General features: G+C 60.6%; 20 protein-coding genes, 1 tRNA gene and 1 pseudogene. 13 read left to right on the forward strand and 9 right to left on the reverse strand.

Annotated features, from left to right (window positions below; translation table 11 throughout):
* The first annotated feature begins 20 nt into the window (after positions 1 to 20).
* The 6 genes and pseudogenes from GYK42_RS29125 to GYK42_RS29395 all read left to right on the forward strand — a co-directional run bounded on the left by GYK42_RS29125 (position 21) and on the right by GYK42_RS29395 (position 3574).
* Complete coding sequence (locus GYK42_RS29125) at positions 21 to 731, forward strand: KTSC domain-containing protein (RefSeq protein ID WP_205711524.1); 711 nt, start codon at positions 21 to 23, stop codon at positions 729 to 731.
* Complete coding sequence (locus GYK42_RS23615) at positions 728 to 970, forward strand: hypothetical protein (RefSeq protein WP_166449477.1); 243 nt, start codon at positions 728 to 730, stop codon at positions 968 to 970. Before GYK42_RS29125 ends, GYK42_RS23615 begins: the two co-directional genes overlap by 4 nt.
* Entirely contained in the window at positions 967 to 1653 is a 687-nt protein-coding gene (locus tag GYK42_RS23620) for a hypothetical protein (RefSeq protein WP_166449478.1), read from the forward strand. Before GYK42_RS23615 ends, GYK42_RS23620 begins: the two co-directional genes overlap by 4 nt.
* Positions 1654 to 1681: 28 nt before the next feature.
* Complete coding sequence (locus GYK42_RS23625) at positions 1682 to 2095, forward strand: recombination protein NinB (protein WP_166449479.1); 414 nt, start codon at positions 1682 to 1684, stop codon at positions 2093 to 2095.
* Between the two features lie 9 nt (positions 2096 to 2104).
* Positions 2105 to 3022, forward strand: a pseudogene (locus GYK42_RS29390) (recombination-associated protein RdgC); the annotation flags it as partial.
* A gap of 243 nt (positions 3023 to 3265) precedes the next feature.
* Positions 3266 to 3574, forward strand: coding sequence for a DNA translocase FtsK (locus tag GYK42_RS29395; protein ID WP_240943774.1), 309 nt, complete (start codon positions 3266 to 3268; stop codon positions 3572 to 3574).
* Positions 3575 to 3597: 23 nt separating this feature from the next.
* On the opposite strand, the gene GYK42_RS23635 is transcribed toward GYK42_RS29395, so the two are convergent.
* Positions 3598 to 4194 (reverse strand): hypothetical protein, encoded by a 597-nt coding sequence (locus tag GYK42_RS23635; RefSeq protein ID WP_166449480.1) that lies wholly within the window; start codon positions 4192 to 4194, stop codon positions 3598 to 3600.
* Between the two features lie 81 nt (positions 4195 to 4275).
* Here GYK42_RS23635 and GYK42_RS23640 point away from each other — a divergent pair, with 81 nt between their 5' ends.
* Genes GYK42_RS23640 through GYK42_RS23660 form a run of 5 tightly spaced genes read left to right on the forward strand, consistent with a single transcriptional unit; the run spans position 4276 to position 8318 of the window.
* Positions 4276 to 4944, forward strand: coding sequence for a hypothetical protein (locus tag GYK42_RS23640; protein WP_166449481.1), 669 nt, complete (start codon positions 4276 to 4278; stop codon positions 4942 to 4944).
* Complete coding sequence (locus GYK42_RS23645; protein WP_166449482.1) at positions 4941 to 5312, forward strand: hypothetical protein; 372 nt, start codon at positions 4941 to 4943, stop codon at positions 5310 to 5312. Before GYK42_RS23640 ends, GYK42_RS23645 begins: the two co-directional genes overlap by 4 nt.
* A complete protein-coding gene (locus tag GYK42_RS23650) occupies positions 5309 to 7063 on the forward strand; it encodes a DEAD/DEAH box helicase (protein WP_166449483.1) in 1755 nt (584 codons plus the stop codon). Before GYK42_RS23645 ends, GYK42_RS23650 begins: the two co-directional genes overlap by 4 nt.
* Positions 7060 to 7419: a helix-turn-helix transcriptional regulator gene (locus GYK42_RS23655; protein ID WP_166449484.1), complete on the forward strand. Its 360-nt coding sequence runs from the start codon at positions 7060 to 7062 to the stop codon at positions 7417 to 7419. The genes GYK42_RS23650 and GYK42_RS23655 overlap by 4 nt, the downstream gene beginning before the upstream one ends.
* A complete protein-coding gene (locus tag GYK42_RS23660; protein WP_166449485.1) occupies positions 7308 to 8318 on the forward strand; it encodes a tyrosine-type recombinase/integrase in 1011 nt (336 codons plus the stop codon). Before GYK42_RS23655 ends, GYK42_RS23660 begins: the two co-directional genes overlap by 112 nt.
* A gap of 88 nt (positions 8319 to 8406) precedes the next feature.
* Here GYK42_RS23660 and GYK42_RS23665 read toward each other — a convergent pair.
* From GYK42_RS23665 to GYK42_RS23680, 4 genes are all read right to left on the reverse strand, one after another.
* Positions 8407 to 8481, reverse strand: a tRNA-Val gene (locus GYK42_RS23665).
* An 81-nt stretch (positions 8482 to 8562) separates the two neighbouring features.
* Positions 8563 to 9279 (reverse strand): DNA polymerase III subunit epsilon, encoded by a 717-nt coding sequence (gene dnaQ, locus GYK42_RS23670; protein ID WP_166449486.1) that lies wholly within the window; start codon positions 9277 to 9279, stop codon positions 8563 to 8565.
* Between the two features lie 101 nt (positions 9280 to 9380).
* A complete protein-coding gene (rnhA, locus tag GYK42_RS23675) occupies positions 9381 to 9818 on the reverse strand; it encodes a ribonuclease HI (protein WP_034755581.1) in 438 nt (145 codons plus the stop codon).
* Positions 9811 to 10587, reverse strand: a complete 777-nt coding sequence (locus GYK42_RS23680) for a class I SAM-dependent methyltransferase (protein WP_166449487.1) — start codon at positions 10585 to 10587, stop codon at positions 9811 to 9813. The genes rnhA and GYK42_RS23680 overlap by 8 nt, the downstream gene beginning before the upstream one ends.
* A gap of 19 nt (positions 10588 to 10606) precedes the next feature.
* On the opposite strand from GYK42_RS23680, the gene gloB reads away from it, so the two are divergent.
* Complete coding sequence (gloB, locus tag GYK42_RS23685) at positions 10607 to 11416, forward strand: hydroxyacylglutathione hydrolase (protein ID WP_166449488.1); 810 nt, start codon at positions 10607 to 10609, stop codon at positions 11414 to 11416.
* Positions 11417 to 11495: 79 nt separating this feature from the next.
* On the opposite strand, the gene aceB is transcribed toward gloB, so the two are convergent.
* Positions 11496 to 13094 carry a malate synthase A gene (gene aceB / locus GYK42_RS23690; protein WP_166449489.1) on the reverse strand — a complete coding sequence of 533 codons (1599 nt, stop codon included), beginning with the start codon at positions 13092 to 13094 and terminating at the stop codon, positions 11496 to 11498.
* Positions 13095 to 13310: 216 nt separating this feature from the next.
* Here aceB and GYK42_RS23695 point away from each other — a divergent pair, with 216 nt between their 5' ends.
* Entirely contained in the window at positions 13311 to 14222 is a 912-nt protein-coding gene (locus tag GYK42_RS23695; RefSeq protein ID WP_046682926.1) for a LysR family transcriptional regulator, read from the forward strand.
* 384 nt (positions 14223 to 14606) lie between these two features.
* On the opposite strand, the gene GYK42_RS23700 is transcribed toward GYK42_RS23695, so the two are convergent.
* From GYK42_RS23700 to upp, 3 genes are all read right to left on the reverse strand, one after another.
* Complete coding sequence (locus GYK42_RS23700; protein WP_010398811.1) at positions 14607 to 14810, reverse strand: cold-shock protein; 204 nt, start codon at positions 14808 to 14810, stop codon at positions 14607 to 14609.
* Positions 14811 to 15108: 298 nt separating this feature from the next.
* Positions 15109 to 15471: an Hpt domain-containing protein gene (locus tag GYK42_RS23705; RefSeq protein ID WP_166449490.1), complete on the reverse strand. Its 363-nt coding sequence runs from the start codon at positions 15469 to 15471 to the stop codon at positions 15109 to 15111.
* Positions 15472 to 15493: 22 nt separating this feature from the next.
* Positions 15494 to 16144, reverse strand: coding sequence for a uracil phosphoribosyltransferase (gene upp / locus GYK42_RS23710; RefSeq protein ID WP_166449491.1), 651 nt, complete (start codon positions 16142 to 16144; stop codon positions 15494 to 15496).
* Positions 16145 to 16286: the final 142 nt, after the last annotated feature.

Here is a 16286-nt window from a genome sequence, read left to right on the forward strand (position 1 = left end):
CCCACCACCAGGAGAAAACAATGAATACAGCAGTCGCAGCACCACAAATCACCCTGCAAGCCATCCAATCCTCGCAGATCGCCGCCATCGGCCACTGCCCGGCGACCGAAACTCTGGCCGTGCAGTTCTTCCGCAAGGGCGCGCCAGCGGACGTCTACCACTACGCCAACGTCACGGCCACAGAGTATGCAGCCTTCGCCGGCGCCGAATCCATCGGCAAGCACTTCTACGCGCACATCAAGCCGCATGCCGACAAGCACCCGTACACGAACATGGGCACGCCGGCCGTCGAGCTGGCGCCGGTCAAGCTGAGCAAGGAACTGCTGGCCGGCCTGCTAACGGGCCGCGAATACGGCAGCGAAATGGCCAAGGAAGAAGAGCAGCAGGCCAAGGCGGCCGGCCTGATCGTGATCTTTGGCGCCAGCGACGACCTGATGGAGTTCCGTGGCTTGGTGGACGACGAGCGCGGCGCCCCTACCGTGGCGCTGGTCGATGCCAAAGGCCTGCTGCCGTTCCGCGAGGATATCCAGCACGACGACGATGCACTCAAGGACTATTTCGCCCGGGCGCCACAGGTGCGCGCCGTGGATGCCCTGTGGGCCAAGGAAGACGGCTACAGCTGGACCTACCGCACCGATATCCCGCACGCCACGTTCGAAATCGTGGAAGGCGGTGAACCGTACTGCCGCGGCATCGTGATCGACGTGGTTGACCTGGGCGGTGCAGCGTGACCGGCCGCCCGGCCCGCAAGTCCGCCGCGCAGCTTCAAGCGGTCTGCGACAAATTCAATGCTACGCACCTGGTCGGCACGGCCGTCAGCGTCAAGCTGGACAGTGGAGAGGTTCGCGATACGGTCACCACCAGTGAGGCGCAGGTACTGAGCGGCCATACACCGGTCATCTGGCTGGAAGGCATCAGCGGCTGTTATGACCTGGAACACGTGACAGCTTTGAAGGCGGCGACAGCATGAGCGCCGCCTGTCCCGAAGAACGTTTCCTGCGCGACGTAGCCAAGCACGAAATGATCGTGATCCGTGATGACGGCGTGCACCGCCACATCCGGTTCAAGCAGCCGGACAGCAGCAACATGTTCTTCGATCTGGTTACTTGGCCGGGTTTCCTGTGCTACAGCGGCGACATGGGCACCTACGTTTTCCAGCGCACGCAAGACATGTTCGGCTTCTTCCGCAAGAACGGACGCCTGGACGGCATCGATCGGCGCTACTGGGCCGAGAAAATCGAGGCAGCCGACAACACCGGCGTGACAAGACACAGTCACGATGAGTTCACGCGCCAGATAAATGACTGGGTGGACCAGCAAGCAGAGGGCGACAAGCCGGGCGACGACGAGCCTGAACAGCTTGCGCTGTGGGCTGAGGCCTATGCCGAGCTGCGCGCCGAGGTCGAGTCGGAGGTGCTGAGCGCGGACAGCAACGAGGTGCGATGTTTCGACGCCGCGAACGACTTCACCCACGCCGGCGATGCCTGGAAAGCATTCCATGGCCTGGATACAAAGTTCGAGTTCACCGATTTTTGGGAGGTCGATACTAAGGAATACACGCCCCGCTTCCTCTGGTGCTGCTACGCGTTGGCCTGGGGCATCGAGCAATACGACGCGGCCCAGCGGCTGGCGGCCGAGGCGGTGCCGGCATGATGGCGCGCCGCACGGCGGGAGTACCGCCATGACGAAGCAGACCTACTTCCTCGTACACGACGAGGCGCGGCGCCGGGCGATTGAATTCGCCAAGACCGCGCCGCCCGGCTGGATGGTGGTGTTTTCCGAGCCGAAGAAGAAACGCGCCCAGGAAGAAAAGTACCACGCCATGATCGGCGAGATCGCCAAGCAGGTCGAGCACATCGGGCGCAAGTGGGACGCCGACGACATGAAGCGGCTACTGGTGGACGAATTCGCCGACGAAATGCGCTTGGCTGGCACGCCGCTGCACCACGACGGACGCGTTACGCCCAGCTTCGACGGGCGCCGCATCGTGCAGTTAGGCGTCCAGACCAGCGACTTCTACGTGAAGGAAGCCGCGCAGTTCATTGAATTTTTGTATGCCTTCGGTGCCGCGCGCGGCGTCGTGTTCTCAGAATAAGGAATCGTCATGTTTTTCAAGAATTTGCAGATTTACCGCCTGCCCGCCCCTTGGGCCATGACGGCCGCCGCGCTCGAGCAGGCGCTGGCGCCGCAGCAGTTCACGCCCGCCACCAGCATGGACCTGGTGCGCCAGGGCTGGACCGCCCCGCGCGGCGCCAGCGCGCCGCTGGTGCACGCCGTGGGCGGCCAGTTCCTGCTGCAGTTGAAAACCGAGAAGAAGCTGTTGCCGTCGACCGTGATCAACCAGGTGGCCGCCGCCCGCGCCCTGGAAATGGAAGAAGCCCAGGGGTTCGCGCCCGGCAAGAAGGCCATGAAGGAATTGAAAGAGCGCGTCACCGACGAGCTGCTGCCGCGCGCCTTCGCCATTCTCAGCACTACGGCCGTGTGGATCGACCCGGTGAACGGATGGTTGGTGGTGGACGCGGCCAGCCCGGCGAAGGCAGACGAGGTGGTCAAGCTGCTGCTGAAATCCGTCGACAAGCTGCCGCTAGAAAGCCTGCGCGTGCAGCGTTCGCCCGTGGGCGTGATGACGGAATGGCTGCAGGCGGACGAATCCCCGGCCGGCTTCACGGTCGATCAGGACGCGATCATGCGCGCCACCGGCGAGAGCAAGGCCCAGGTGGCGTACAAGCGCCATACCTTGGAAGCGGACGATATCCGCCGCCACATTGCCGCCGGCAAGCAGTGCACGCGCCTGGCCATGACCTGGAACGACAAGATCAGCTTCGTGCTGGACGAGTCTCTGGCCATCAAGTCAGTCAAGCCGCTGGAAATTATCAAGGAAAGCGCCACGCGCAACGACGACGAGCGCTTCGACAGCGACTTCGCCCTGATGACCGGCGAGCTGGCCAAGATGCTGGCCGACTTGGTGGAGGCGCTGGGTGGCGAGGCCGACGTGGAGACGCAGGCGCCGGGCCCGGCTGCTGCCGGCCGGCAGAAGGTCGAGCGCGCCGTGAACTTGACCGCCGATCTGTACAAGCTTCGCGCCCGTTACCGCGATGTGCTCAACGAGTTGTATGACAGCACCGTTCAGCCGGCCGTTGCCCGCGTGCGCGAACACATGGCAGAAACCGCCGAGGACGCGATTAAATCGGCGCTGACGCTGGCCAAGGGGCTGCCTGGCGGCTCGCGATCCGCCGACCTGCTTCTGGTAGCCGCCGTCGAGATCATGGAGCCGAGTCCACGACCGGCAGCGGGCGATGCCCCTATCCGCCAGCAGCGCCCGGTGCTGCAGCTGAATGGCGAAGCGACAGGCGCCGTGCCGCCCGGCGACGGCAGCGCAACCGATCCGCTGTATTGCCAGGCGGTCGAGGTAGTACGCACGCACCAGCGCGCATCGATATCGCTGATCCAGCGCCATCTTCGTATCGGCTACAACCGGGCTGCGCGACTGCTGGAGGCGATGGAAGGCTCCGTCGTCGGATCGATGCGGTCGAACGGTAGCCGCGAGCTGCTGGCGCAAAGCGGTGACGTATGAACGTTAGAGCAATCGCTTGCAGTCTACTGCGTAAAAACTTGCTCTTCCAGTTTCGCCTTCACGGTTTGCACTTCTGGGATAAGTTTATCCAACTGAGCCTTTATCACTGGAAAAAGGCCCTTGAGCTGGGCAGCAACTTCTGCCGACGGAGTTTCATTATGCGGGATCAGTTGGGCAATCGCACTGTTGCGGTCAAGGAGAGCAAACAGCATGTCGAGCTCGGCGTAAACGCCAATGAGCTTGCCTCTGACATGATCGTCGGACACCGCCCATATTTTTGCGGCATTCGCTACGTAGATCGGAAATCGGAAACTCGCGCTGGGAAAGATCAACTGCAGCATTTTTCCGAAGACAGCACTAGGGGTTTGCCAGACTTTTTCGTTGATGTCTTCAAGTGCAGCGCTGTACACCGTCAACTCGGCAATCAAACTGATGATCACGTTGCGCTGATCCGCTGCAAGATCGTTGATCGCCTTATTTTCTGTGTGCTTCAGCTGCGCTTTGACCCCATAACCCGCTCCAACGATGGCTGCAACGGAACCAACCGCCTGCACCCAGGAAGGCAAGCTCGAATCCTTGTCTGGCCAACATGTGTAGCAAACAAAGGAAACAATGAACATGCTTGAAATGCTGGAAGCAACAAGAAGCCAATTAAAAATTTTGTTCAACATATACCCCATTAAATTTGGAGCAATACTAGCATGAGAAAAGTGCGCCCTATCCTCTTCAGCGCTCCCATGGTGCGCGCCGTGCTCGACGGCAGCAAGACGCAGACGCGGAGGGTGATGAAGCCACAGCCGGAGCCGGCCCCGCATCGGCCAGGGGACTACCAGTGGCCCTGCAACGCGTTCCAGTCGATGGTTAGCGTTTCGGATACGCGCGCGTCTGGCGCACACGGTATGGCCGGCGATGCCTGCCCGCACGGTGCGCATCGTGATCAGCTGCGGGTGCGAGAAACCTTCTTCGCCTATGGCCGCTGGGAAACCCGGTTCAGCACCAAGAAGGCGCGCGACGAGTGGCACTTTGTCGATATGACGACCGAGTGCGACCGGGCCTACCAGTTCGCCGCTGACAACCCGGACCTGCCGCTGGCGACCGGCCGCCGCAGCGCCCTGCCCGGCTGGCACAAGCGCCCGGCGATTTTCATGCCGCGCGCGGCCAGCCGTATCCTGCTGGAGATCGCATCGGTGCGCGTTGAGCGCCTGAACGACTGCAGCGTCGAGGATGCGCTGGCCGAGGGTATTTCGCATCGCACGATGAACGACCCGCGCGTCGAGTATCAGCGCTTGTGGGACGACATCAACGGCGCTGGTGCATGGGCAGCGAATCCATGGGTATGGGCGATCGAATTCAGGCGGGTGACGCCGTGAGCGCATTGATCCTGCGCAGCGTAGCGGAAACTCTGCCGCGCTTCGCCTACCGGTTTGCCAACGAGGTCACCCTGCATGAAGGGATGGCGCAAGTCCTCTCCGAAGCCGGAATCAACTTCCAGCGCGAGGTGGTGGCCGGCCCAAAGGACCGCTTCGACTTCCTCGTCGCGTCCGGCATCGTGATCGAGGCAAAGATCAAGGGTTCGCTGTCGCAAGCGCTCACGCAAATTGCCCGCTACGCCGCGCGGCCCGACGTTACGGCCGTGGTGCTGGTGACGACCAGATTCTGGGGCGGCGCTGGCGCCGAGGTCGACCAACTCCATGGAAAACCCGTACGCATTATCAAACTGACAGGAGCATCGTTTTGACCTCGACATACGGAACCATCAACTACACCGAGCGTTTCTGGCTGATCCAGGGCGAACCGTTCGTGCGGGCGCGCCTCAAGCGGGTCTTCCCACGCGTGCCGCAGCACGCCGCCAAGCACATCTGCATTTCGGTGACGCCGGAGAATACGCGTGAGCTGGCCTGGTTCATCGACCGGTACCCGATGGAGGTCGACCGCCGCGACATCATGGATCGCCTGGCCGATCAGCACCGCGACTGCGAAACACGCCTCGCCGACCTGATGGCGGGCCATGTGCCGCCCTTCGAGATCAAACTGGCCAAGCCGGCGCGCGAGTACCAGGCCTTCGCGGCGCAGATGCTTGAACTGAAAGGCGGCTTCCTGCTGGCCGACGACCTCGGATTGGGCAAGACAGTATCGGCCATTTGCGGCATGGTGCGCGCCGAGAACCTGCCCGTGGTGGTCGTCTGTCCGGCGCACTTGCCGCGCCAGTGGCGCGCCATGATCAAGGAGTTCGCGCCTGACCTGACCGTACACATCCTCAAGAAAGGCTCGCCATACGACCTGATGCCCCGTTCGCGCTCGAAGCAGATTGAACTGATCCCACCGCGTCTACCGGACGTGATCATCACCTCGTATCACAAGTTGCGCGGCTGGGCCGAGACCTTGCACGGCGTGGCGAAATACGTGGTCTACGACGAATGCCAGGCGCTGCGCAGCCCTGGCACGGCGATCTACCAGGCCGCTGTGCACCTTGGCGCCGGCGCCGCGCGGCGCATGGGCCTGAGCGCCACGCCGATCTACAACTATGGCCACGAGTTCTATCACGTGCTGAACGTGGTGGCACCCGAGGCGTTGGGCGAGTATGACGAATTCGTCCGCGAGTGGTGCTCGACCGAAGTCGACGGCAAGGCCAGGCTGGCAAATGCCAAGGAATTCGGCGCCTACCTGCGCCGCGAAGGCATCATGCTGCGCCGCACGCGCGCCGATGTGGGTCGCGAGTTGCCGAACCTGTCGAAGATCGTGCACGAAGTCGACGCCGATGAGAAGGCGCTCGACGCCCTGCACAGCGATGCCATCTCGCTGGCCAAGATCGTCTTGCGTCATAACGAGCTGTTCCGCGGTGAAAAGATGCAGGCCGCTGGCGAGTTCGACGCGCTGATGCGGCAGGCCACCGGCATCGCGAAGGCGCCCTACGTCGCCGAATTCGTCAAGCTGCTACTCGACAGTGGTGAGCCAATCGTGTTGTTTGGCTGGCACCGCGCGGTATATAGCATCTGGATGGAAGCGCTGGCCGCCTTCAATCCCATGCTGTACACCGGCAGCGAGTCGGCGAACCAAAAGGATGAGGCTGTCAGCGCCTTCCTGACCGGCAAAGCCCAAGTGCTGATCATGTCGCTGCGCTCCGGCGCCGGCGTCGACGGCCTGCAGGGCTACTGCAACACCGTGGTGTTCGGCGAGCTGGACTGGTCGCCTGGCGTGCATGAGCAATGTATCGGGCGCGTGCACCGGGATGGCCAGGATGCGCCCTGCTCCGCCTACTTCCTCGTGTCGGACAGTGGCGCCGACCCGATCATGGCCGAAGTGCTGGGTGTGAAGCGCGAGCAGATCGAGTCAGTGCGAAACCCGGACTCGGCGCTTGCTGAACGGATCAACACCGGCGAGAACAACATTCAGCGCCTGGCGCGTGAGTTCTTGGCGAGGCGCGGCGAGGCGTTGACGCCAGTGGACACGGTGGCCGCACTTCCAGGCATTCCGGGAGATGCGCCATGAACATGAGCGAAGTCGAAATGCGCCGCATCGCCGAAATGGTGGCGGCGCTGGACAAGGCCGCAGGCAAGAAGCCCACCAGCACAGCAGGGGAATTGAACAGGCAGCAGATCTGCGCCGCGCTCGGCGTCAGCGAATCGACAATTCGCCGGCTTGAGCAGGCTGGACTGCCATATACACCGGTCGGCGCGCGGTCCAAGCGCTACGACCTTGAAGAATGTAAGAACTGGTTAAGGGAAAATCAAATATGTCAGTCTGGAAAGACAGCAAGGGCAAGCTCCACGTCGGGATCATGGTCGATGGCAAAAGAATTCACCGAGAGTTGCCGGAAGGTTCAACTGCGAGTGATGCCAAGCTGATTGAGGCAGAGCTTCGCTCCTCGGTCGCGCGCGCACCAAAGCAGAAGCAGGTGCGCATCCCCGGCGATCCACCGATGACCGCGATCCTGGCGATCTTCGTGGAGCATTCACTGGCATTACGCAGCGCCGACACCTCAAAGCACCACGCCAAGCGCCTTGGACCATGGGCGGAGCGATACAAGGCCAGCCAAGCGCAGGAATTTGCGGACCACGTCATACGGGACATGAGCAAGTTAATCCCGGACCGAAAAACCGGCAAGATGGTCCCTGCATACGCGCCGGCAACTATCAACCGGTCTCTGGCCTGCGCCAAGAAAGGATTGCACTTGGCCTGGCGTCAACGACTGATACCAGAGAATTACGGTCTGCGCATCGAGACAGTCGCAGTGAATAACAAGCGTGAGGTATTCCTCACTGTCGAGCAGGTGAGGAAAATCGCATCGTTCTGCACGCCGATCGCCCAGGCTGCAATCTGGGCGGCGCTGCTCACAGGCGCGCGGCGCGGGGAATTATTCAAGATCGAAAGCCAGCACATTGGCCGAGACGCTATCACTTTCCCAGCCAGCAATACCAAAACGCTCCGCATGCGGGTGATCCCTATCATCCCGGCACTGCGGCCGTGGTTGAAATATTTTCCGCTCGACATGACACTGTACGGCGTCCAGTCGTCGTGGCGCCGCGCGCGAGTAAAGGCTGGTATGCCGCATGTGAACTTCCATGACCTGCGCCACTCGTGCGCCAGTATCATGCTGGGCCTGGGCGTAGACCTGTACACAATCAGCAAGATCCTCGGCCACGCCAATGTGCAGACCACGCAGCGTTACAGCCACCTGCAGATCGACGCACAGCGTAGTGCCCTCGACAAGCTGTCGCAGTTGGTGGTGGTGTCAGGCAAATAAATTACACTGAAAAATTACACTGAATAAAAAAAGCCGACCTGTTTAAAGGCCGACTTTTAGTTAAGTGATTGATTTCACTTGAAATTCTTGGTGGGAAGTGCAAGTTTCGAACTTGCGACCCCTGCAGTGTGAATGCAGTGCTCTACCCCTGAGCTAACCTCCCGAAGCGAGGCGAATTATCGCATAGGTGTTGCGGCATCTGCAAGGGCTGGCAAGAGGAAATTTACCTTGCCCCGCTTTTTTCTCAGGCGGCCGCTGGCGGCGACGTGACGGCGGTCCAGATGCACTGGCCTTTGGCGGCCTTGTCGAGGCCGGCGATGGTGGCTTCGTGGGCGGCCAGTTCGTCGGCCGTGGCGCTCTGGAAGATGACTTCGGCCAGGGGCACGATTTCCAGCACGGCGCCGTCGGCGGCCACTTCCAATTCTTCTTCCATGCTCAGGCTGTTTTGCCCGCGCGTCATTGCCAGGTAGACGTCGGCCAGCAATTCCGAGTCGAGCAGCGCGCCGTGCAGCTTGCGGTGGGCATTCGATACGCCGTAGCGGTCGCACAGGGCGTCGAGCGAGTTGCGCTTGCCCGGATGCATTTCCTTCGCCTGTACCAGGGTGTCGATCACGCCATGCACCTGCTCGTGGACTGGTGGCAGGTTCAGGCGTTTGAATTCCGCGTTCAGGAAGCCGATATCGAACGGGGCGTTGTGGATGATCAGTTCGGCGCCGGCGATATAGGCACGAAACTCGTCGGCGATTTCCGCGAATTTTGGCTTGTCGCTAAGGAATTCCGTCGTCAATCCGTGGACGGCCAACGCGCCCTCTTCCGAATCGCGCTCGGGATTGATGTAATGGTGGAAATTATTCCCCGTCAACATGCGGTTGTTCAGCTCGACCGCCCCGATCTCCAGGATGCGGTCTCCCGTGCGCGGGTTCAGGCCGGTGGTTTCAGTATCGAGAACAATTTGACGCATGGCGGATTCAGTCGTAAAAGCAAAAAGCGAAGGGCACAGTATAGCAAACCTGCGCCCTCCGGTTACGTCCTGCCCACTGCTACAGGGCAGAAATTTAGTTCTCAGGCACGTACCGTTTCCACACCCAAGTTGGCCAGCTGATCGGCCCTTTCGTTGCCCGGATGGCCATTGTGGCCGCGCACCCAGCGCCATTCCACTTCATGCACGGCCTGGGCGATGTCGAGCGCCTGCCACAGGTCGACGTTCTTGACGGGCGCCTTGGCCGCCGTTTTCCAGCCGCGCGCTTTCCAGCCGTGGATCCACTCGCTGATGCCCTTCTGGACATACTGGCTATCGGTATACAGCACCACCTGGCAGGGACGTTTAAGCGCCGTCAAGGCTTCGATCACAGCCTTCAATTCCATGCGGTTATTCGTCGTATTCAGTTCCCCGCCGTAAATTTCTTTCTTGGCGCCATCGGCCACCATCAGCGCGCCCCAGCCGCCTGTGCCGGGATTGCCCTTGCATGCGCCATCGGCGTAAATCTCTACCTTATCCATCTTGCTGTTCCCGCCTTTTATTCGTGACCGGTGCGCCTGCGGGCGCCGTCGCCGGTTTCTTGGTCCACGCCGGACCGATCAAACGCATCCCTTTGACGCGCTTGATCGCCTGCACTATATACACTGCGCCCAGATATGGCCACCAGCGCGCACCGGCCTTGTCCATGAAGGCGTTACGGCGCAGCCATTTTTCTGTCCTGCAGGCAGGTGCGTAGCAGCCGAAGTAACTTTGGCTGACGCCCATGTTGAGCAATTTTAACCAGTCTTTCATGCGCGGCATAGAGATCAGCTCGCCTGCCTGCGGCAGGTAGTGGCGTCCCGTGACCCGTCCCAGGCCCTGGCGCATGCCCCACAGGCTGGCCGGATTGAAGCCGCAGACGATCACGCGCCCTTCCGGGATCAGCACGCGCTCGACTTCGCGCAAGACCTGGTGCGGCTCGGCGGCAAATTCGAGTACGTGCGGCAAGACCACCAGGTCCAGGCTTTGCGAGTCGAACGGCAGCTCGTCGAAGGCCGACACGAGGGTCGGGCGACGGCCCTGCGGCGACTGCAAAGGCAGGCGCGCATCGAGCAGCCATTTGTTCGGCATGCGGTTGGCGGCCAGTGCGTCGAGCTGGGGCAAGCCGATCTGCACGGCATTAAAACCGAAGATGTCGACGGTCAGGCTGTCGAGGCATTGCTGCTCCCAGGCGCGCACGTACAGACCGGCCGGCGTCTGCAGCCAGCCGTCAAGCGCTATAATGGATTTTTCGGATGCCGCACTGTCCATTCAGTTTTCTCTTTTGCTCATGACACACTCCCCTGAACACGCTTTATCGGTACTTGCCGTGCCCGCCTTTGCCGACAACTACCTGTGGCTGATCCATGACGGCCGCCACGCCGCCGTGATCGACCCCGGCGATGCAATGGCCATTCTCGATGCGCTGCAAGGCCATCAGTTGACCTTGTCCGCCATTTTACTCACGCATCACCACGCCGACCACACGGGTGGCGTGCCTGAATTGTTGCAGCATTTCGCCGTCCCCGTCTTCGGCCCGCGCAATGAGGCTATCACAGCCATCACGGAACCGCTTGCCGAAGGCGATGTCGCCCACGTGCCCGAGCTGGGCTTGCAGATGAGTGTCATCGACGTGCCCGGCCATACCAAGGGACATATCGCCTACGTGCGCCAGCGCGACGAGCGCAGCGGCGCGCCGTGGCTGTTTTCCGGCGACACCCTGTTTGCTGGCGGCTGCGGCCGCCTGTTCGAAGGCACGCCGGGCCAGATGGCCGATTCGCTGGGCAAACTGGCCGCCCTGCCCGACGATACCGAGGTATTTTGCGCGCATGAGTACACCTTGTCCAATTTGCGCTTTGCCAACGCTGTCGAACCGGGCAATGTGGCCTTGCAGGAACGCATCGCCATCGATACGGAAAAGCGCCAGCAAGGTTTAGCCACCGTGCCGTCGACCATTGCCCTTGAAAAGGCCACGAATCCCTTCCTGCGCTACCGCGAACCGGCGATTTTGACCAGTCTGAAGGTGGAAGGCAAGCTGGCCACCGATGCTTCGCCTGTGGAAGCGTTTGCCGCGCTACGGATGTGGAAGAACAGCTTTTAAGCTTGTGCTTCCAAAAAGAAAAATCCCGGCGATACCATCAGGCACCGCCGGGATTTTTTATTGATCGATTTGATCAGGATCAGATTTCCTCGTACAGCGGCAAGGTCAGAAATTCGGCGAATGATTCCGACGTCGACATTTCCTCGAAAATCTGGCCGGCGCGTACATAGGTCGGGCCGTTGCCGCCTGGCGCATCGCGCTGCACCTTGGCCAGCTCTTCCGGAATCATGGCGCGCACCATCTCGGCTGTCACCTTGTGGCCATCCTCCAGCACGCCCTTGCTGGAACGAATCCACTGCCACACTTGCGAACGGCTGATCTCGGCCGTGGCCGCATCTTCCATCAGGTTATGGATAGGCACGCAACCGTTGCCGGCCAGCCAGCTACCCAAGTAATGGATACCCACGTTGATGTTGTAGCGCAAGCCCGCTTCCGTGATCGGCGCTTCCGGCTGGAAATTCAGCAGATCAGACGCCTTGACGTCGATGTCGGGACGCTGCTTATCGATCTGGTTCGGTTTGTCGCCGAGCACTTTCGTGAATTCACCCATGGCCAGTTCGACCAGGCCCGGGTGCGCCACCCAGCCGCCGTCATAGCCATCGGTGGCGTCACGCGCCTTGTCGTTGCGCACGCCGCCCATGGCGATGTCGTTCTTTTCCGGATCGTTTTTGATCGGGATCAAAGCCGCCATGCCGCCGATGGCTGGCGCGCCCCGTTTGTGGCAGGTTTTCAGCAGCAGCAAGGCATAGGCGCGCATGAAGGGCGCCGTCATCGTGACCTTGGCGCGGTCGGCCAGGCAGAAATCTTTGTCCAGCTTGAATTTCTTGATGCACGAGAAGATGTAATCCCAGCGGCCCGCGTTCAGGCCAGAGCTGTGCTCCTTCAGTTCGTACAGGATTTCATCCATTTCAAACGCCGCCAGAATGGTTTCGATCAGCACGGTCGCCTTGATCGTACCTTGTGGCAAGCCCAATTCGTTTTGCGTCATGACGAAGATGTCGTTCCACAGGCGCGCTTCCAGGTGCGATTCCATCTTCGGCAGATAGAAATACGGGCCGGCGCCGCGCGCCAGCTGTTCCTTGGCGTTATGGAACATGAACAGGGCGAAATCGAAGATGCCGCCGGAAATACGCTTGCCGTCGACCAGCACGTGTTTTTCATCAAGGTGCCAGCCGCGTGGACGCACGACCAGTGTCGCGATTTTGTCGTTCAGCTTGTACGACTTGCCATTTTGCTCGAGCGAAATCGTCTTGCGCACGGCGTCGAACATGTTGATCTGGCCCGTCAGCTGGTTATCCCAATTCGGCGTGTTCGAATCCTCGAAGTCCGTCATGTAGCTGTCGGCGCCGGAATTGAAGGCGTTGATGACCATCTTGCGCTCGACGGGACCCGTGATTTCCACGCGGCGGCATTCCAGCGCCTTCGGAATCGGTGCGATCTTCCAGTCGCCGTCGCGGATGTGCGCAGTTTCTGGCAAGAAATCAGGACGCTCGCCCGCGTCGAGGCGCTTGGCGCGTTCCACGCGCACGGCCAGCAATTCCTGGCGGCGCGGCTCGAAAGCACGCGTCAGCTTGGCCACCAGCGCCAGCGCGGCCGGCGTCAAGATCTGTTCATAGCCGGGCTGGATGTCACCCGTGATTTGCATGCCCTCTGGAAGTGGGATCGTGTTCTGCGTCATGAAGTTCTCCGGTTTTTAATAAATATAAGCAAAGGTAATCTGGTGATCCAAGTATAAGCTGAACGACTGCGCGGACAAGCTGGACAGAGGCGCAAAAACACTCTGCCGGGCGGCGCGTTTGTTCTATAGTATTGCACTATAAGGCATGGAAACGAGATTAAAAATCACTTCATCTATGCGTTTTTATCACAAGTGATGGCATCGCGGGAGCACGGCATGGGGCAGTTCAGACAGATATCAACATTCGTGGAAGTGGTCGCCAAGGGCAGCCTGTCGGCCGCCGCGCGCGCGGAAGGGATCGCACCGGCCATGATAGGCCGGCGCCTCGATGCGCTGGAGCAGCGCCTGGGCGTCAAATTGCTGCAGCGTACGACGCGCAAGCTGGCGTTGACGAATGAAGGCGCCGCCTTCCTGGAAGATTGCCAGCGCATCCTGGGCGAACTGGAAGAGGCGGAAGCGGCCGTGGCAGTGCGCAGCGTGAAAGCCAGCGGCCATTTGCTCATTTCCGCGCCAGCCGGCTTCGGACGCCAGCATGTGGCGCCCTTGATCCCCTCTTTTGTCGCCGAGCACCGCGACGTGACGGTGTCGCTGAACCTGAACGACCGCCTCGTCGACCTGATCGGCGAAGGCATCGACGTGGCTATCCGCATCGCCAGCCTGTCCGATTCCTCGCTCGTGAGCACCAAGCTGGCCGACAACCAGCGCGTGCTCGTCGGTTCGCCCGCCTACCTGAAACGGGCGGGCACGCCCCGCATCCCGGCCGACCTGGCCAAGCACAATTGCCTGGCGATCAGCAGCGAAGGCAGCCAGCGGGGTTGGACCTTCCGCGAAAACGGCAAGAATGTGATCTTAAAAGTGGCCGGCAATATGGTCTGCAACGATGGCGAAGTGCTGCACGATTGGGCCCTGGCCGGCAAGGGACTGGCGTGGCGCTCGATGTGGGAAGTGGGCGCCGAGATCGCCTCGGGCCAGCTGGTGACGGTACTGGACCAGTTCGCCGCCCCGGGCAACGACATTTATGCCGTGTTCGCCCAGCGCCGCCACTTGCCGCTGCGCATAAGGGCGTTCGTGGATTTTTTAAGGCACTCGTATTCTCAACCAGATTACTGGCGCGAGCGGGCTATTTGAAGACGCGGGACCAAACCTGCTGCGCGTCGGCATAGGCGGCCTGTGATGTTCACCGTACTAGAGTACGGTTGCGCTTCTCGGCCACCTCTTCCTTCCGCTCGCGACGGTTTTGTCCGGCGTCGTGACGCATGCGGAAACAACAACTCCCGGATCAGCATTGGTAAGCGCAGGTCGGCTTAGTGCAGCGCAAGCCGACACCAGCTCATACATCTTGCCAACGCCACTCTTGTCGGCTTACGCGCAAGCGCTAAGCCGACCTACCAGTGATGCCCAGCACACCGAAAAAGCACGCAGCCCACGGAAAACCGATGCTCCACAGAAATTCAGGCGAAAAAAAAAATCCTCGGAGACCGAGGATTTCTTTATTTCGTTTGATCCAGCGTATTAGATTGGCTGAATGTTCGAAGCTTGCTTGCCTTTAGGGCCAGCGGTCACTTCAAAAGAAACGCGTTGGTTCTCTTGCAGGGACTTGAAGCCGTTCGACTGGATAGCCGAGAAGTGAGCGAACAGATCTTCGCCGCCTTCGTCAGGGGTAATAAAGCCGAAACCCTTCGAATCATTGAACCATTTTACGATGCCAGTTGCCATTACAATTTCCTATTTCAGTTAAGTTGGGCTTGCGCCCGTTATATCGTTTGAAGCAAGAAAGAAATGACAGACAAACTGCACTACTACCTCGAATCCAACGATGCCCAATTATACCAACAAAACTGAGAAAAACCATTCTTTCGCAAAATAAACTTACGAACACTACTTTAATAGCCAAATCCCCGTCTTGCGGCGCCCTGTAGCAGCGGCATGGAGACACTATATCCTAATCTGCGACGCGGGTGCTTTGCGTTGTATCAAATGAATCATTGCAACCACATCTCTATAGTACTGTCGCTCACGCGGTGAAATGGATGGCAGCCGCATCGCGTCCCGCCCAGTCCAGTAGCGCCGCCACCTGCGCCCGCACAGCGGGCCATTCCGCCACCGCTTGCTCCGGGGCATTGAGCATGGCGCGCACCAGTTGTTCGATGCGCCGGCATTCCTGGCCCAGCGCGGCAAAGCCGAAGGTGGCAGCCGAGCCGGCCACCGCATGCAGCGCGCGGTGCAGCTCCGTCAACGGTTCCAGACGGGGGCCTTCGCTGTCGCAGCGGCTGCTTGCCTGCGCGATCGCCTGCAACAGCGCCGGCACGCCAGCCGCATATTTTTCATTCAAGGCGCGCAAACGCGCGCGAAAGTCCGGATCGATCAAGGTTGCCATAGCAATACTCGCCTGACGCGGCTTACTTGGTGCCGAAGATGCGGTCGCCGGCGTCGCCCAGGCCTGGCACGATGTAGGCGTGGTCATCCAGGTGCGAATCGAGCGCGGCGCAGAACATCTTGACGTTCGGATGCGCGTGCTGGAACACGGTCACGCCTTCCGGAGCGGCAACCAGGGCCAGGAAGATGATCTGCTCGTCCGTCACGCCGCGCTTTTTCAGCACGTCGACGGCGTACACGGCCGAATTGCCGGTCGCCACCATCGGATCGCACAGGATAAAGGTGCGCTCATTCAGGTCCGGCAGGCGCACCAGGTATTCCACGGGCATGTGGGTGGCCGGGTCGCGGTACACGCCGATGTGGCCCACGCGGGCCGATGGCACCAGATTCAGCAAGCCATCGCTCATGCCGATGCCGGCGCGCAGGATGGGCACGATGGCCAGTTTCTTGCCTGCGATAACAGGCGCGTCGATGGTGACGAGCGGCGTCTTGATTTCACGCGTCGTCAGCGGCAGGTCGCGCGTGATTTCATAGCCCATCAGCAGGGTGATTTCCTTGAGCAATTCGCGGAAGGTGCGCGTCGACGTATCGTGCTCGCGCATGTGGCTCAGCTTGTGCTGGATCAATGGGTGATCGGTAATGAACAAATTCGGGAAGCGTGGGTCTTGTTTCATATTGTTTTTCTTTCTCTACTGTCTGGCGCGGCGGCAAGCCTGGGCCGCAAGCGCGCTGTGTATCGATAAAATGATGGATTGCAGCATTATCCCAGCCCGCAGCTCGCCTGTGGCCGGAATTTTCGAAATAATCGGATTTATT

Origin of the sequence: Janthinobacterium lividum (genome assembly GCF_011601275.1) — a bacterium.
GTDB classification, from domain to species: Bacteria; Pseudomonadota; Gammaproteobacteria; order Burkholderiales; family Burkholderiaceae_D; genus Janthinobacterium; species Janthinobacterium lividum_E.

What these genes read in the sequence shown, in the direction of transcription:
- GYK42_RS29395 (WP_240943774.1), top strand. Translation starts at nt 3,266, where the DNA reads ATGGAGCCGAGTCCACGACCGGCAGCGGGCGATGCCCCTATCCGCCAG.
- upp (WP_166449491.1), bottom strand. Translation starts at nt 16,144, where the DNA reads ATGAAACAAGACCCACGCTTCCCGAATTTGTTCATTACCGATCACCCA.
- GYK42_RS23620 (WP_166449478.1), top strand. Translation starts at nt 967, where the DNA reads ATGAGCGCCGCCTGTCCCGAAGAACGTTTCCTGCGCGACGTAGCCAAG.
- GYK42_RS23625 (WP_166449479.1), top strand. Translation starts at nt 1,682, where the DNA reads ATGACGAAGCAGACCTACTTCCTCGTACACGACGAGGCGCGGCGCCGG.
- rnhA (WP_034755581.1), bottom strand. Translation starts at nt 9,818, where the DNA reads ATGGATAAGGTAGAGATTTACGCCGATGGCGCATGCAAGGGCAATCCC.
- dnaQ (WP_166449486.1), bottom strand. Translation starts at nt 9,279, where the DNA reads ATGCGTCAAATTGTTCTCGATACTGAAACCACCGGCCTGAACCCGCGC.
- GYK42_RS23705 (WP_166449490.1), bottom strand. Translation starts at nt 15,471, where the DNA reads ATGGCAACCTTGATCGATCCGGACTTTCGCGCGCGTTTGCGCGCCTTG.
- GYK42_RS23655 (WP_166449484.1), top strand. Translation starts at nt 7,060, where the DNA reads ATGAACATGAGCGAAGTCGAAATGCGCCGCATCGCCGAAATGGTGGCG.
- GYK42_RS23660 (WP_166449485.1), top strand. Translation starts at nt 7,308, where the DNA reads ATGTCAGTCTGGAAAGACAGCAAGGGCAAGCTCCACGTCGGGATCATG.
- aceB (WP_166449489.1), bottom strand. Translation starts at nt 13,094, where the DNA reads ATGACGCAGAACACGATCCCACTTCCAGAGGGCATGCAAATCACGGGT.
- GYK42_RS23640 (WP_166449481.1), top strand. Translation starts at nt 4,276, where the DNA reads ATGAGAAAAGTGCGCCCTATCCTCTTCAGCGCTCCCATGGTGCGCGCC.
- gloB (WP_166449488.1), top strand. Translation starts at nt 10,607, where the DNA reads ATGACACACTCCCCTGAACACGCTTTATCGGTACTTGCCGTGCCCGCC.
- GYK42_RS23680 (WP_166449487.1), bottom strand. Translation starts at nt 10,587, where the DNA reads ATGGACAGTGCGGCATCCGAAAAATCCATTATAGCGCTTGACGGCTGG.
- GYK42_RS23700 (WP_010398811.1), bottom strand. Translation starts at nt 14,810, where the DNA reads ATGGCAACTGGCATCGTAAAATGGTTCAATGATTCGAAGGGTTTCGGC.
- GYK42_RS23695 (WP_046682926.1), top strand. Translation starts at nt 13,311, where the DNA reads ATGGGGCAGTTCAGACAGATATCAACATTCGTGGAAGTGGTCGCCAAG.
- GYK42_RS23635 (WP_166449480.1), bottom strand. Translation starts at nt 4,194, where the DNA reads ATGTTCATTGTTTCCTTTGTTTGCTACACATGTTGGCCAGACAAGGAT.
- GYK42_RS29125 (WP_205711524.1), top strand. Translation starts at nt 21, where the DNA reads ATGAATACAGCAGTCGCAGCACCACAAATCACCCTGCAAGCCATCCAA.